Source organism: Flavicella sp. IMCC45537 (assembly GCF_057197705.1).
Window position 1 is genome coordinate 1915612 of record NZ_CM170067.1, and the last position, 14212, is coordinate 1929823.

15 protein-coding genes are annotated in these 14212 nt (G+C 32.5%); 11 read left to right on the forward strand and 4 right to left on the reverse strand.

Annotated elements, in window-relative coordinates; translation table 11 throughout:
* Window positions 1-43 precede the first annotated feature (43 nt).
* The 3 genes from AC2DGP_RS08005 to AC2DGP_RS08015 form a co-directional block, all read right to left on the reverse strand.
* Window positions 44-412 (reverse strand): phage holin family protein, encoded by a 369-nt coding sequence (locus AC2DGP_RS08005; protein ID WP_484489541.1) that lies wholly within the window; start codon window positions 410-412, stop codon window positions 44-46.
* Window positions 413-533: 121 nt separating this feature from the next.
* Window positions 534-1301 carry an alpha/beta fold hydrolase gene (locus AC2DGP_RS08010; RefSeq protein WP_484489542.1) on the reverse strand — a complete coding sequence of 256 codons (768 nt, stop codon included), beginning with the start codon at window positions 1299-1301 and terminating at the stop codon, window positions 534-536.
* 10 nt (window positions 1302-1311) lie between these two features.
* Complete coding sequence (locus AC2DGP_RS08015) at window positions 1312-2031, reverse strand: pyridoxine 5'-phosphate synthase (protein ID WP_484489543.1); 720 nt, start codon at window positions 2029-2031, stop codon at window positions 1312-1314.
* 102 nt (window positions 2032-2133) lie between these two features.
* On the opposite strand from AC2DGP_RS08015, the gene AC2DGP_RS08020 reads away from it, so the two are divergent.
* From AC2DGP_RS08020 to murI, 8 genes are all read left to right on the forward strand, one after another.
* Window positions 2134-2793, forward strand: a complete 660-nt coding sequence (locus AC2DGP_RS08020; protein ID WP_484489544.1) for an acetoin utilization protein acuB — start codon at window positions 2134-2136, stop codon at window positions 2791-2793.
* A 25-nt stretch (window positions 2794-2818) separates the two neighbouring features.
* On the forward strand, window positions 2819-3715 hold the full coding sequence (locus AC2DGP_RS08025) for an NAD kinase (RefSeq protein ID WP_484489545.1): 897 nt from the start codon (window positions 2819-2821) through the stop codon (window positions 3713-3715).
* A 125-nt stretch (window positions 3716-3840) separates the two neighbouring features.
* The gene (gene porG, locus AC2DGP_RS08030) at window positions 3841-4542 is read left to right on the forward strand and encodes a type IX secretion system protein PorG (RefSeq protein WP_484489546.1); all 702 of its coding nucleotides are present in this window, start codon (window positions 3841-3843) and stop codon (window positions 4540-4542) included.
* Window positions 4542-5294: an undecaprenyl pyrophosphate synthase gene (uppS, locus tag AC2DGP_RS08035; protein WP_484489547.1), complete on the forward strand. Its 753-nt coding sequence runs from the start codon at window positions 4542-4544 to the stop codon at window positions 5292-5294. Before porG ends, uppS begins: the two co-directional genes overlap by 1 nt.
* The gene (gene bamA / locus AC2DGP_RS08040; protein WP_484489548.1) at window positions 5287-7875 is read left to right on the forward strand and encodes an outer membrane protein assembly factor BamA; all 2589 of its coding nucleotides are present in this window, start codon (window positions 5287-5289) and stop codon (window positions 7873-7875) included. The genes uppS and bamA overlap by 8 nt, the downstream gene beginning before the upstream one ends.
* Before the next feature lie 40 nt (window positions 7876-7915).
* Complete coding sequence (locus AC2DGP_RS08045) at window positions 7916-8554, forward strand: OmpH/Skp family outer membrane protein (protein WP_484489549.1); 639 nt, start codon at window positions 7916-7918, stop codon at window positions 8552-8554.
* Window positions 8555-8591: 37 nt separating this feature from the next.
* Window positions 8592-9092: an OmpH/Skp family outer membrane protein gene (locus AC2DGP_RS08050; protein WP_484489550.1), complete on the forward strand. Its 501-nt coding sequence runs from the start codon at window positions 8592-8594 to the stop codon at window positions 9090-9092.
* A 108-nt stretch (window positions 9093-9200) separates the two neighbouring features.
* The gene (murI, locus tag AC2DGP_RS08055; RefSeq protein WP_484489551.1) at window positions 9201-9989 is read left to right on the forward strand and encodes a glutamate racemase; all 789 of its coding nucleotides are present in this window, start codon (window positions 9201-9203) and stop codon (window positions 9987-9989) included.
* A 52-nt stretch (window positions 9990-10041) separates the two neighbouring features.
* On the opposite strand, the gene rho is transcribed toward murI, so the two are convergent.
* A complete protein-coding gene (gene rho / locus AC2DGP_RS08060) occupies window positions 10042-11778 on the reverse strand; it encodes a transcription termination factor Rho (RefSeq protein WP_484489552.1) in 1737 nt (578 codons plus the stop codon).
* Between the two features lie 341 nt (window positions 11779-12119).
* On the opposite strand from rho, the gene AC2DGP_RS08065 reads away from it, so the two are divergent.
* From AC2DGP_RS08065 to AC2DGP_RS08075, 3 genes are all read left to right on the forward strand, one after another.
* Window positions 12120-12554: a DUF4293 domain-containing protein gene (locus tag AC2DGP_RS08065; RefSeq protein ID WP_484489553.1), complete on the forward strand. Its 435-nt coding sequence runs from the start codon at window positions 12120-12122 to the stop codon at window positions 12552-12554.
* Between the two features lie 213 nt (window positions 12555-12767).
* The gene (locus tag AC2DGP_RS08070) at window positions 12768-13433 is read left to right on the forward strand and encodes a response regulator (protein WP_484489554.1); all 666 of its coding nucleotides are present in this window, start codon (window positions 12768-12770) and stop codon (window positions 13431-13433) included.
* Between the two features lie 107 nt (window positions 13434-13540).
* A complete protein-coding gene (locus tag AC2DGP_RS08075; RefSeq protein ID WP_484489555.1) occupies window positions 13541-14209 on the forward strand; it encodes a hypothetical protein in 669 nt (222 codons plus the stop codon).
* Window positions 14210-14212: the final 3 nt, after the last annotated feature.

A 14212-nucleotide genomic window follows, 5' to 3' on the forward strand; every position in this document is an offset into this window, starting at 1 on the left:
AATTGGGTGCAAAAATAATACTTTTTTGCGAATTGAACAATCTTTAACTTATTCTATTTCTTGGAGTTTGGTCATCTTCAAGCAACAATGAAAACAACACAGCTCTTACCCCCCAAAGCAATAAGCTAAAAAGTAAGGCCGACATAAATCCATTTACATAAAAACCATCAACCATATTACTAGCCATCAATACGATACCTGCGTTTATAAAGAAGATAAACAATCCCATACTTAAAATAGTAGCGGGCAAGGTTAGCAAAATCAGCACGGGTCTTAAAAAGGTATTCAATAAGGCTAGAACCGCTGCAACCCAAACAGCAGAAGTGTAGTTTGTTACATGTATAGAAGGTAATAAATTAGAAATAATCAATACCGCAACTGCAGTAACCAATATTTTTATAAGTGTTTTCATATATTTAAATTTAAATAAACAACAGCCAAAACAATACCATTCTGTTGTATCATGACAAGTTAACAAAAACACTGACAATAAAACAGTTAATAAACGTAGTGTTTATTTAAAACTCAAATTCTTACGAATTCAGAAAAGCTAGGAGTGCATTCATAAAATCTGTAGGATTTTCAGCATGCAACCAATGACCTGCATTTTCAATTGTAACTAGCGTGGCATTTGAAAAATGCGCCTCAATAAGCGGAATATCATCGTCAGATATATACCCTGAATTAGCGCCTTTTAAAAAAAGCACCTCCCCATCATACTCTGTAAATGCTGCCAATGGCGCTCCTACTTCATTATTGTTTTCCGTTAAGCTTTCAAGATTGAACCTAAAAGCAAGTTGGTCTTTAGTTTTTCTATATACATTTTTAAGTAAAAACTGCCGAACTCCAACTTCATCAATATATTGCTTCAAAATGCCATCCACTTCTGTTCGTAATGAAATCTTAGAAAAATCAACTGCATTTAAAGCTTCCAATATTTGATGGTGATGTGGTGGGTAATTTTTAGGGGCAATATCTGCTACAATTAACTTCTCTACTTTTTCAGGAAAAGTCACAGCAAAAGACATCGCAGTTTTCCCACCCATTGAATGCCCTAATACAATAGCACTTTCTAGCTTATGAAAATCATAATACCCTTCTAAGTCTTCCACTAATAATTCATAATCAAAATCGTCAGAATGAAAACTCCTTCCATGATTTCTCTGATCAATTAAATGAACTTGATAATTTTCTGCGAGTTTATTGGCATGAGATTTCCAATTATCACCCATACCAAAATACCCATGTAAAATAAGTAACGGAGTTCCTTCTCCCTGAATTTTAGAATGTAAAACTTCCATAAATATTTAGCTAGTCAAATTTCATCTTATTCTTATACATATTCACCACATTTTCTAATCCTAAATACAAAGATTCAGAAATCAGTGCATGCCCAATCGATACTTCTGCAAGATGCGGAATATTTTTTGCAAAAAACTCAATATTCTCAAGACTTAGATCATGCCCAGCATTCACTCCCATTCCTAAATCATGTGCTAATTGGGCGCAAGCTGCATACGGTTTGATCGCTGCTTCATTTCCTTTAGCATACTCAACTGCAAACTCCTCTGTATACAATTCTATCCTATCGGTTCCTGTAGCGGCAGCACCTTCAATCATTTCCGGAATTGGATCTACAAAAATGGAAGTTCTGATTCCTTGAGACTTAAACTCGCTTATTATAGTTTTTAAATATTCTTGATGTTTTATGGTATCCCAACCAGCATCCGAAGTTATATTATCATCTCCATCAGGCACCAAGGTAACTTGCGTAGGCTTAATTTCTAAAACCATTTTCTTAAATTGCTCAATAGGATTTCCTTCAATATTATATTCAGTCGTAACCAAGTCTTTTAAATCATAAGCATCTTGATAACGAATATGACGTTCATCTGGTCTTGGGTGAATCGTAATTCCTTCTGCACCAAACCCCTCTATATCCGAAGCTACCTTAAGCAAATCTGGAGTATTCCCTCCTCTTGAATTCCTTAACGTCGCTATTTTATTAATATTCACACTTAATTTTGTCATTATATTTTTTGTATTTTAACTATTCGAAACAGCCATTTTAAAAAGGCAAAAATACATCATTTTACATGAAATTTTATTAATTTGCGACAATTAGAAAACACCATGAAATTAGAAGATTACATCTCGAACGATTTACCTACGTTAAACTTTAACGAAAGTGTTTCAGACTCAAAACTAAAAACTAAAGATCAGTTAGTTAGTCATTTTCCGATACTTCAAAATAATAAATTATTTGGTTCTTTATCGGCAAGTGATTTGCAAACTTTCAGCGATGAATCAAAATTAATTTCTGAATACCAATATTCGTTTGAATCATTTTTCGCGACAGATGAAGATAATCTAATTGATTTATTAACTCTTTTTGCAACAAACGAAACGAATATTCTACCGGTTCTGAATTCAAAAAAGGAATATATTGGCTTTTACGAACTAAACGAGATCCTAAATATCTATGCAGAAACTCCTTTTTTAACAGAAGAGGGTATCGTTTTAATCCTTGAAAAAGATACAGCAACGTATTCTATTTCCGAGATTACTCAAATTTCAGAATCCAACAATGCCCTAGTCCTTGGCTTGCATGTTTCTCTAAAAAATGAAAAAACCACACAGATTACACTAAAAATAAAAACAGATATCATTGACGAAATTATACAATCATACAGACGTTATGAATATAATGTAATCTCAAATCATGAGGATGACTCTTATTTAGAGGACCTAAAAAACAGATCTAATTATTTACAAAGATATTTGAGTATCTAATCTTACTCAACACAAAACACAAGAAATGAATAAAGTTGCCATTTTTGGACAAGCGTATAAAAATACGGATCGACAATACTTTGAAATCCTTATTGAAAACTTAAACAAATTCAATATTGAAATTTTAATCTATAAAGAGTTTGTAACCATTCTTGACGAATTAGGAGTTGAAAATCTAAATTATAAAACTTTTCAAAAACATGAAGATTTAGACAGCACCTTTGATCTACTATTTACTCTTGGAGGAGATGGAACCATCTTAAATGCAGCAACACTTGTAAAAGATTTAAATATTCCCATACTAGGAATTAATACCGGAAGATTAGGTTTTCTTGCTACGGTTCAGAAAAAAGAAATTGAAAACACAATTCAATCTTTAATCGACAAAGAATATACCATCCAAGAAAGAGCGGTTTTACAAATTTCTACAAATGATGAAAATATTCATTTTAACGATATCAACTTTGCCTTAAACGAAGTAACTATTGCACGTAAAAACTCTACTTCTATGATTGGAGTAGAAGCCTATTTAAATGACGAATATCTAACCACATATTGGTCTGATGGATTGGTTGTTGCCACTCCAACGGGATCTACTGGATATTCTTTAAGTTGTCATGGACCGATTATTATGCCAGAATCAAATAATTTTGTACTAACACCTATTGCTCCTCATAATTTAAGCGCAAGACCTTTGGTTATCCCTGACACCACAGAGATTAAATTAAAAATTATCGGAAGAGAAAAGGAATTTTTTCTTTCTCTAGACTCGAGAGTATCTACAGTACCTTTTGAAATTGAACTTACTCTAACAAAAGCTAATTTTCCTGTAAAAATCATCCAATTAAATCAACAAACTTTTATAGGAACCCTTAGAGAAAAATTATTTTGGGGAGAAGACAAAAGAAATTACACAAACTAACGCCCCTATTCACACAGATAAATTATTCCCTTACAATAAAGCTACTATATTTAAGTTAATAAAAAGAGAACGTATTACTTAACAAAGCAAATTGAAATATTTATATTTGCACGCTATTTTAAATTATGAGGAAAAATTTAATAATATTAACATTTATCTGCTTTGGAGCAAGCTGTTTTGCCCAATTACATGAAATAGGAGCATCAATTGGAGGAAGTAACTATAGTGGAGATATAGGAACTTCAACACTTGTAATTCCAAATGCACCTGCGTTTGGACTGATGTACAAATACAACAGAAACCCAAGAATTGCTTATCGTGCATCTTTCACTGCTATGAAAATAAAGGCGAACAACGCAGATTCTAAAAATGCAATCAGACAACAATTTGATACACCTGTAAATAAAACTGTTTCTGAAATTACAGCAGGAATTGATTTTAATTTTTTCGATTATACTGTTTCACATTGGCATAAATCGCATACCCCATATCTGATTTTCGAATTGGCTGCTTTTCATTACAAAGCTGCACAAGGTACCGCTGACAATTACAGTTATAAAAACAAATTTGGAATCGCACTCCCTTTTGGTGCTGGATATAAAGTTCAGATCTCAGACAATCTAATTCTAGGGGCTGAGATCCGCATTCGATACTCTTTTACTGATGATTTGGATGATAGTCAATTTTACAAAGATGAAATACTGACAAATCACCCAGAAAATGCTAAATTTGGGGACCCCAAAACAAACGACTGGTATGCATTTACCGGTTTCACCTTGTCTTACACCTTTGGTAGGACTAGATATTACACAACAAGAAGACGCTAATGGATTACTTTACTCAAATAGACTCAAATAAAATCCCTCAACATGTTGCTATCATTATGGATGGTAATGGTAGATGGGCTAAACAGCAAGGAATGAACCGAATATTCGGTCATAGAAATGCACTTACATCTGTAAGAGAGTCTGTAGAGGCAGCAAGCGAAATTGGAACTAAAGCAATTACATTATATGCTTTTTCTACAGAAAATTGGAACAGACCCAAACTTGAAGTAGACGCTCTTATGAGTCTACTTATAAACTCTTTAAAAAAAGAATTACCCGGCTTTCAAGAAAACAATATCAAAGTTAATGCTATTGGATGTTTAGAAAGCTTACCCAAAAAAGCACAAAATACTTTAAGAGATGTTATTGAGGCAACCAAAACGAACACAAAAATAACGCTCACCTTTGCTTTGAGCTATGGTTCTCGAGAGGAAATTGTTCAAGCCGTACAAAACATTTCAAAAAAAATTGTTAATAATGAACTTTCAATTGAAGAAATTGATGAAAAAATTATTAATAATCATTTATATACAGTTTCTTTGCCTGAAGTTGACCTAGTTATCAGAACAAGTGGAGAACAACGTATTAGCAACTTTCTATTATGGCAAATTGCATATGCAGAATTTCATTTTACAAATGTTCTTTGGCCAGATTTTAGAAAAAACGATTTTTATAAGGCTGTAGTTGAGTATCAAAATCGTGAACGACGCTTTGGAAAAACAAGCGAACAAATTGAAAACCTAAATGAATAGTATCAAAATATTAACTCTTTTTTTGAGTTTTGTATTATGCACAAGCATAGCCACATCTCAAGAAACTGAGTCCTCCACCACTACTTCATCTGTTCCTTTTGAGAGTGGAAAAGAGTATATTTTAGGTGAAATCTCTGTTGTTGGAGCGCAACAATTTAGCGAACAATCAGTAAAAGTATATTCTGGGCTTAAAACCGGTCAAGTTATAAAAATTCCTGGAGACAAGCTTTCAAGCGCAATCAAAAAACTTTATGGTACAAAAAGATTTAGCTCTGTAGAAGTCTTTATTTCTAAAATTGACGGAGATACCGCTTATCTAGAATTCAATGTTACTGAATTGCCACAGATCAGTAGTATTACCATATCAGGAATCAAAAAATCAAAAGCAAAAGATTTAAGGGAAGAAGCTGACATCAATAAAGGTGATATGCTTACTGACAACCTAATGGTAACCACCAAAAATTACTTTAAAAAAACATATACTGACAAAGGGTACCTTAAAACAAAAGTAAATCTTCATACTCGAAAAGACACCACAGAAGGAAATGCTATGGACCTTTTAATCTCGGTTGATAGAGGTAAAAAGATAAAAATTAAAGAAATTTCTTTTGATGGAAATAAAGATATAAGTGATGCTCAATTAAGAACTTTTTTTAAAGATACCAAAAGAAAATTTTGGGGTAGATTCTGGAAGTCTTCTAAATACATCAAAGAAAAATACAAAGACGATCTACAAAACTTACTAGACGAATATAGCGAGTTAGGGTATCGTGATGCTAGAATCATATCTGACAGTATTATTTGGAACAAAGATGACAAAAGCATTAGTCTTCAAATTAAATTAGAAGAAGGGAAACGTTACTATTTTGGAGACATCAACTTCCTTGGAAACAGTAATTACACCACTGCCCAATTAAATCGTTTCTTAAGAATTGAAAAAGGTGATGTTTATGATGCCAAATTACTTAATGAAAGAGTAAAAGGCGATGGTTCACCTGACTCCGAAGATATTTCATCTTTATACCAAAATAGTGGTTACTTGTTCTCTCAAGTAAATGCTGTTGAAACAAGGGTAGATAACAATGAGATTTCTGTAGAAATCAGAATCCATGAAGATGACCCTGCCACAATTAGAAATGTATCAGTATCTGGTAATGAGGTAACGAATGATTTTGTTGTTTATCGAGAACTTAAAACGAGACCAGGAGATCTATACAGTAAGGAAAATATTATCCGTTCTATTCGTGAAATCTCGCAATTAGGTTTCTTTGATCCTGAAAATGTGACTCCTGATTTAAAACCTAATTATGCAGATAAAACCGTTGATATTGACTACTCGGTTGTTAAAAAAGGTTCCAGTCAAATAGAACTGCAAGGAGGTTACGGTGGTGGATCTTTCATTGGAACATTAGGATTGTCATTTAACAATTTCTCTATAAGAAACTTATTTAATGGTAAAGAATATAAACCTTTACCAATGGGTGATGGTCAATCTCTTGCCTTGAGACTTCAGGTAAGTAGGTACTACAGCACACATAGCTTTTCATTTACAGAACCTTGGTTAGGTGGTAAAAAGCCTAAATCATTTTCATTTTCTGTTTACAATTCTCGACAATATCAAGTTGATTTCACATCAAACAATGTTGACAAAAGCAGACGTTTGAATATTTTTGGAGTAACGGTTGGTTTAGGGCAACGTTTGACATGGCCAGATGATTTCTTTACGCTTAGTCAAGCTATTAGTTTTAAACAATACGACATCAACCAATACAATATTGGATTGTTAAACTTTGAAGATGGTACAGGAGTTTCTAATAACCTATCTTACAGCATTACCCTAGGAAGAAACTCATCAGGACCAAGTAGAATTTTCCCTACCACAGGATCAGAATTCAGTGTTTCTGCAAAATTTACTTTGCCTCACTCATTATTCAGCAGTACAGATTTCAGTACCATAGAAGATGACCCAGCATATAGAGATGATGCTTACGGACCAAATGGTGAATACTTAGGTACAGTTCCCAACCAAGGGCGAATCAACGAAGCACGCTATAAATGGTTGGAATATTACAAACTTGGTTACAAATCAAAATGGTATACCAAATTGATTGGAAAATCTGTATTGATGACACAAATAGAGTTAGGGTACTTGGGGTATTATAATGAAGCGTTGAAAGACATGCCATTTGAAAGATATTACGTAGGTGGAGATGGATTGCAGCAAAGTCAATTTGACGGTAGAGAAATTGTAGGTTTGAGAGGTTATGAAAACTCTAGTCTTTCTGGTGTGAATGGAGGAACTATCTATAACAAATTTACCATGGAAGTTAGATATCCAATTACTTTAAAACCCTCTGCGTCTATTTATGTATTAGGATTTTTAGAATCAGGAAATTCATACCAAGACTTTCAATCTTTCAATCCTTTTGATGTGAGAAGATCTGCTGGACTTGGAGTACGTATATTTATGCCTGCTTTTGGTTTATTAGGTATAGATTTTGCAAATGGACTTGATGCTCCTCCAGGTAGTTTCCAACCATCAGGATGGCAAACACACTTTATTATTGGTCAACAGTTCTAATTTACTATATTTGTTTTCGTAGAAATTTTTGAGTTAAATAATGTTAAAAAAACTTTCCATATTAATCATTTTCATAAGTTGTGCTTGTATTGGTCAAAAACCACAGAGCATCGCTTTTATAGACATGGAGTATATTTTACAAAATGTACCAGGTTATGAGAAAGCACAATTAAAATTGGACTCTAAGGCATCGCAATGGAGAAAAAAAATTGAACGTTCTGAAAACGAAATAAAAAACCTAAAATTAGAACTTAACAATGAAAAAATACTTTTAACGGAAGATCTTGTAGTAGAAAGACAAGAAGATATCCAAATAAAAGAAAACGAATTATCAAAAATGCGTGCTAGTTACTTTGGAACAAAAGGAGCTTATTTTGAATTAAGAAAACAATTAGTTCAACCGATCCAAGACGAAGTATTTAATGCCATTCAGCAAATAGTAGCAAGAAAAAAATATGACTTTGTTTTCGATAGAACTAGTGATCTCACAATGCTATATGCAAATCCAAAGTATGATATTAGTAAAACGGTAATCTCTTACATTACGAAATCAGAAAAAGAAAGAGAACGAGAAGAGGCGAAACTTAAAAAAGCGCAAGCTAAAGAAGATCTAGAAAAAAGAATTGAAGAGCAAAAGCGTAAAAAAGCAGAAAGAGAAAGTAAAATTATCCATAGATAAAAATAACCAAAAGAATAAATATTAAATAATTACAAAGATGAAACATTTTAAAACTTTATTAGCAGCAGTAGTGATAACACTAGGGATGTCTACTTTCACTCAAGCTCAAAAAGTAGCACATATTAATTTTGAAGAGATTGTATCTAAAATGCCTGAAACTCTTAAACTTCAAGCAGATTTAGAAAAACTTGGTAAAACATACGGTGAAGAAATCACTAATGCTCAGAAAGCATTAAAAGCTAAGATTGACAAGTATACTGCAGAAGAGGTTTCTCAAACAGCAGCTCAAAACGAGGCAAGAATCAAAGAAGTTCAAGCTGATCAAGGAAAAATTCAACAACTACAACAAGTTGCTCAGCAAGAACTACAACAAAAGGAGAAAGCAGCTCTTGAGCCAATTATTAAAAAAGCACAAGACGCTATCAAAGCGATCGCTAAAACTAAAGGTTTTGTTTATGTTTTAGACTCAAAAGCACTTATCGTTTCTGAAGGTGAAGATTTAGGTCCAGCTGTAAAAACAAAATTAGGAATTCAATAAGGAATTCACACTTTATCTGAAACTCGTTATTCCAATGAATAACGAGTTTTTTTTTGCTTATTTTAGCCCCTAACAGTTTCATAAAACAACTAATTAGAAGATTTTCTCATGAGTACAAAGCCTATAGGAATATTTGATTCTGGAGTCGGAGGTCTCTCTATTTGGAAAGAAATCATTGATTTACTTCCTATGGAAAACACTATATATCTTGCCGACAGCAAAAACGCTCCCTATGGAGAAAAATCAAAGGAAGAAATTTTAAAACTTTGTATCAAAAACACTGAAAGGTTAATGGAACTAGGCTGTAAACTAATTGTTGTAGCATGCAATACAGCCACAACAAATGCAATCAAAACCTTACGTGCTACTTACAACATACCTTTTATTGGTATAGAACCTGCTATAAAACCAGCAGCTCTACAAACAAAATCCAAAATAATTGGTATCCTAGCTACCAAAGGCACTCTGAATAGCTCCCTATTTGCTGAAACTTCTAAAAAGCACATGAATGGTATTAGAATAATTGAAACGGTCGGAACAGGTCTTGTACCACTAATAGAGCGGAACCAAATAGAAAGCCCTGAAATGGATGCGCTTCTAATGAAATACATAACGCCCATGTTAGCCAAAAATATCGATTACCTTGTACTTGGATGCTCTCATTACCCCTTTCTTATTCCAAGCATAAAAAAACTAACAGGCGATTCTGTTTCTATTATAGATTCCGGAAGAGCAGTTGCCAAACAAACAAAAGCAATTCTTGTTGAAACCTTAAATATTAATCAAACTGGTAAAAACTTAGGGCATCATAGGATTATCTCCAATTTGAATGTAGGTTCGGCTACATCCTTAATTGGTAATCAAAAAAACCTTGAAATAGTTTTAGAATCTTTTTAAAAAAAAACGGACCGCATAAGCAGTCCGTTTTTCAGATGTTTTATTTTGGTTACTATCCATTCATAGAAATAAGAAACTCTTCATTATTTAAAGAATACTTTACTTTATCACTAATAAATTCCATTGCTTCAATAGGATTCATATCAGCCAAATACTTACGTAACACCCACATTCTTTGCACTGATTTAGCATCAAATAACAAATCATCTCTTCTTGTACTTGACTTGATAAGATCAATTGCAGGGTAAATTCTACGGTTAGAAATATTTCTATCCAACTGTAATTCCATATTTCCAGTACCTTTGAATTCTTCAAAAATTACTTCATCCATTTTAGAACCAGTTTCTGTCAATGCAGTTGCTATTATGGATAAAGAACCTCCATTTTCAATATTTCTTGCAGCACCGAAAAAACGTTTTGGTTTGTGTAATGCATTTGCATCAATACCTCCAGATAAAATTTTCCCGGAAGCAGGAGCTACGGTGTTATAAGCTCTTGCCAAACGTGTAATTGAATCCAAAAGAATTACCACATCATGTCCACACTCAACAAGTCTTTTTGCTTTTTCTAACACAATATTTGCAACTCTAACATGCTTCTCAGCCGGTTCATCAAACGTAGAAGCAACTACTTCTCCTTTTACACTACGTTGCATATCTGTAACCTCTTCTGGTCTTTCATCAATTAAAAGAACAATCTGATAAACTTCCGGATGATTCTCTGCTATTGCTTTTGCAATATCTTTTAACAACATGGTCTTACCTGTCTTTGGTTGGGCAACAATCATCCCTCTTTGTCCTTTTCCTATTGGAGCGAACAAATCCATAATTCTAGTTGACAATGTTTTTTTCCTGTCTATTAAATTAAATTTTTCATTCGGAAACAAAGGAGTCAAATGCTCAAATGAAACACGATCTCTAACCACATTAGGAGGTAAACCATTTATTTTAGAAACTCTAATTAAAGGAAAATACTTTTCACCTTCTTTAGGAGGTCTTACATTACCAAGAACCGTATCACCTGTTTTTAAACCAAATAATTTAATTTGCGATTGACTCACGTAAATATCATCTGGAGATGATAAGTAATTATAATCTGAAGATCTTAAAAAACCATACCCATCAGGCATCATTTCTAACACCCCTTCACTTTCAATAATCCCATCAAATTCATAATCAGGATCTCTAAATTTAGTATTACTCTTATTGTGATTCTTTTCTTTATGTTGATTTTTATGTTGAGGAGTTCTTTTTTGATTCTGATTTGGGTTCTGATTTGGGTTCTGATTTGGGTTCTGTCTTTGTTTCCCATCATTATTCCTATGTTGTGGTCCTTTAGACTTTACACCTTCATTAGTTTTTTGATTCTCAGAACCAGCCACGTCCTTAGTTGGAGCCTTAGAAACATCATTTCGTTCTACTCTTTTCTTAGGTACACGAGGTTTATCTTCTTTTGCACTAATATTTTTATCGGAATTAATAATTTCCTTTTTAGCTTCTACCTTGATTGGGGCAGAAGCAGGTACAGCCTCTACTTCTTTAGAAGTTTCATTTGGCTTTGTGACAACCGGATTTTCTACTTTCACTCTTTTTTTTCTCGGTTTCGGAGCAACCTTTTCTGTCTTTTCAACAGTTTCTTTTGCAGACGCACCTTCAGCAGCTTGAGCATCTAAGATTTGGTAGACCAAATCAATTTTTTTCAATTGACTTGTTTTTTTTAATCCTTTTTCTTTTGCAATAGCCTGTAACTCAACAAGAGTCTTACTCTTGAGTTGTGAAATTTCAAACATGTTAATGTGTATATAATTTATGATATTCTTCTAGTGAAAATAAAATGAAGAAGAATTGGATATGATTTTTGTGAATTACTAACCCATTAGAAGTTTTGAAGAGTTCAAAACACCCTAACGTAGTATCAATATGAATAACAAATATATAATTTTATTCTTTAAAACATAAAGTTTATAAAAAAAATCTAAAATATACAGCCACATTCTAGCCATACAAATTTCTGTATATCAAACTACTATTGATCATTCAAAATATAATACACAAGTTAACTTCATTTTTTATTGAATATTCAAACAAGAAAAACTATTTTTGTTCACCAAAATTATCAGTAATTAATTAAATGATACAACGAATCCAGTCTATTTACTTGTTATTAGCAGCCTTTATTTCAGGTGGAGTTGTGTTTTTTGTTTCCTTTCTAGGAAGTGAAAACAACAATCTTTCTAATATAACAAGTTTAATCACTGATGATCGTTTCTTAATAAAATCAATTGGAATTGGTTTTTTCATTTCAAGTCTTTTATCTGCATTGTCTATCTTTTTATTCAAAAACAGACAAAATCAATTTGTACTTGGACGATTAAACATTCTAATCAACTTCTATTTATTAGGTGTATTGTTATTCGAGTCTCTAATGGTATCTGGAGAAACTAACGTTTCGGAGAAAGGTATTGGGGTAACTCTTCCAATTATTGTTATTGTTTTGCTCGTCATGGCTAACAAAGCAATTAAAAAGGATGAAAACCTTGTAAAATCTGTAGATCGTTTGCGATAACCCTAACATCTTAGTTTATTTATGCGGAAAAAACCTGAAGTTCAACTTCAGGTTTTTTTATGGATAAAACACTAGTTTGAATTTATCAAAATTCTAACCAAAAAATACTTTATATATTTGCTTTTAAGGCATCCCTATTTTTAGGGATATGTAAATTTCGCCTATAAGCAGGATTGTGAGTAACCTATAAACCATTTAAATTTGTAACAGCTAATGGAAAATAAAGAAATTATTAAAGTTCATATTGCGGATGATCATCAAATATTAATTGACGGAATTGAAGCAGTATTAAAAGATGAAAAAAATATTGAAGTTGCAGGACACTCACTTAACGGACAGGATGTACTAAGTTGGTTAGAGGATAATAAAGCGGATGTATTGGTTTTGGACATTAACATGCCAAAGCTTGACGGATTGGAAGTTTTAAATCATTTATATAAAAATGGTATCAAACAACCTACAATTGTATTATCGAGTTACGATGATGTTAAATTGGTAAAAGAAGTACTGAAAATTGGTGCTGATGGTTTTTTAGCAAAAAAATGTGCTGGAGAAAACATCGTAGAAGCAATCAACTCTGTTTACAATGGAGATCAATATTTTAGTAAAGAAGTTCAAAAAGACCTAGTTGCTGCGGCAGTAGGAAGAACAGTTAGAAAAAAAGTACATCAAGATGGTGTTTTCACCAGCTCATTGACAGATAGAGAACTACAAGTTTTAAGGCTAATTAGTATTGAATTAAGTACTAAAGAAATAGCTGAAAGACTTAACATCAGCACAAGCACTGTTGACACCTACAGAAAAAACCTGCTTTTCAAAACAAAAGCAAAAAATTCAGTTGGATTAGCAATGTATGCTGTGAGGAATAAATTATTATAAAATCAGATCCTACCCCTAATATTTGATTTTACTGCCCTAGCCCTCAAAAGCTAGGGCATTTTTTTACAAACAACGAACCATTTAATAACCATATATACCCTAAAATTATGAAAACTTTTTACAAAAGTCTGGCTATTGCAGCCTTAACAATCGGATTAACATCTTGTACCGATGATTCAAATTTAACAGAAGAATTAAGTAAAGAAACTTCTTTAAAATCATACTCTTTATCAACAACAGAAGATGGAAGCTTTATTTTAGAACATACTTTAAGTGAAGGTAACACTTCTACAATTGTAAGTGGTTCAGAAGGAAATGAAATCATCATTTCTGAGGGAACTACAAACGTGAACAACACAACGGTTTTACCCTTGGTAAACAACCAAATTAAATTAGACTTTGTTAGTAACGATGACATTAAAATCCCTGGAATAAGCATTTTAGACGATAAGATTTCAACAACTGCGAGTGCAAAAACTATTAAAATTGTTAAAGATTATAAATTTAGCTTATTAGAAGATGGTTCTTATCAATTGGATTTTAAACTAAAGAAAAACTTTGTAGCGACTTTTGGATTTAATGACGAATTAAACAGACATGAAATTTATCTAGATCCAGGTGTTACAGAAGGCAAAAACAATTATTCAAAAAATTATCTTAAATTCGACGGAGAAAAATTAAATATTGTATTTATGCGTAATATAAGTACAACTACTTTAAGTGCTAGAACTAGTAACAATTATAAAGTAGATCCTCCTGAGTTTGTAATGCAATAAAAA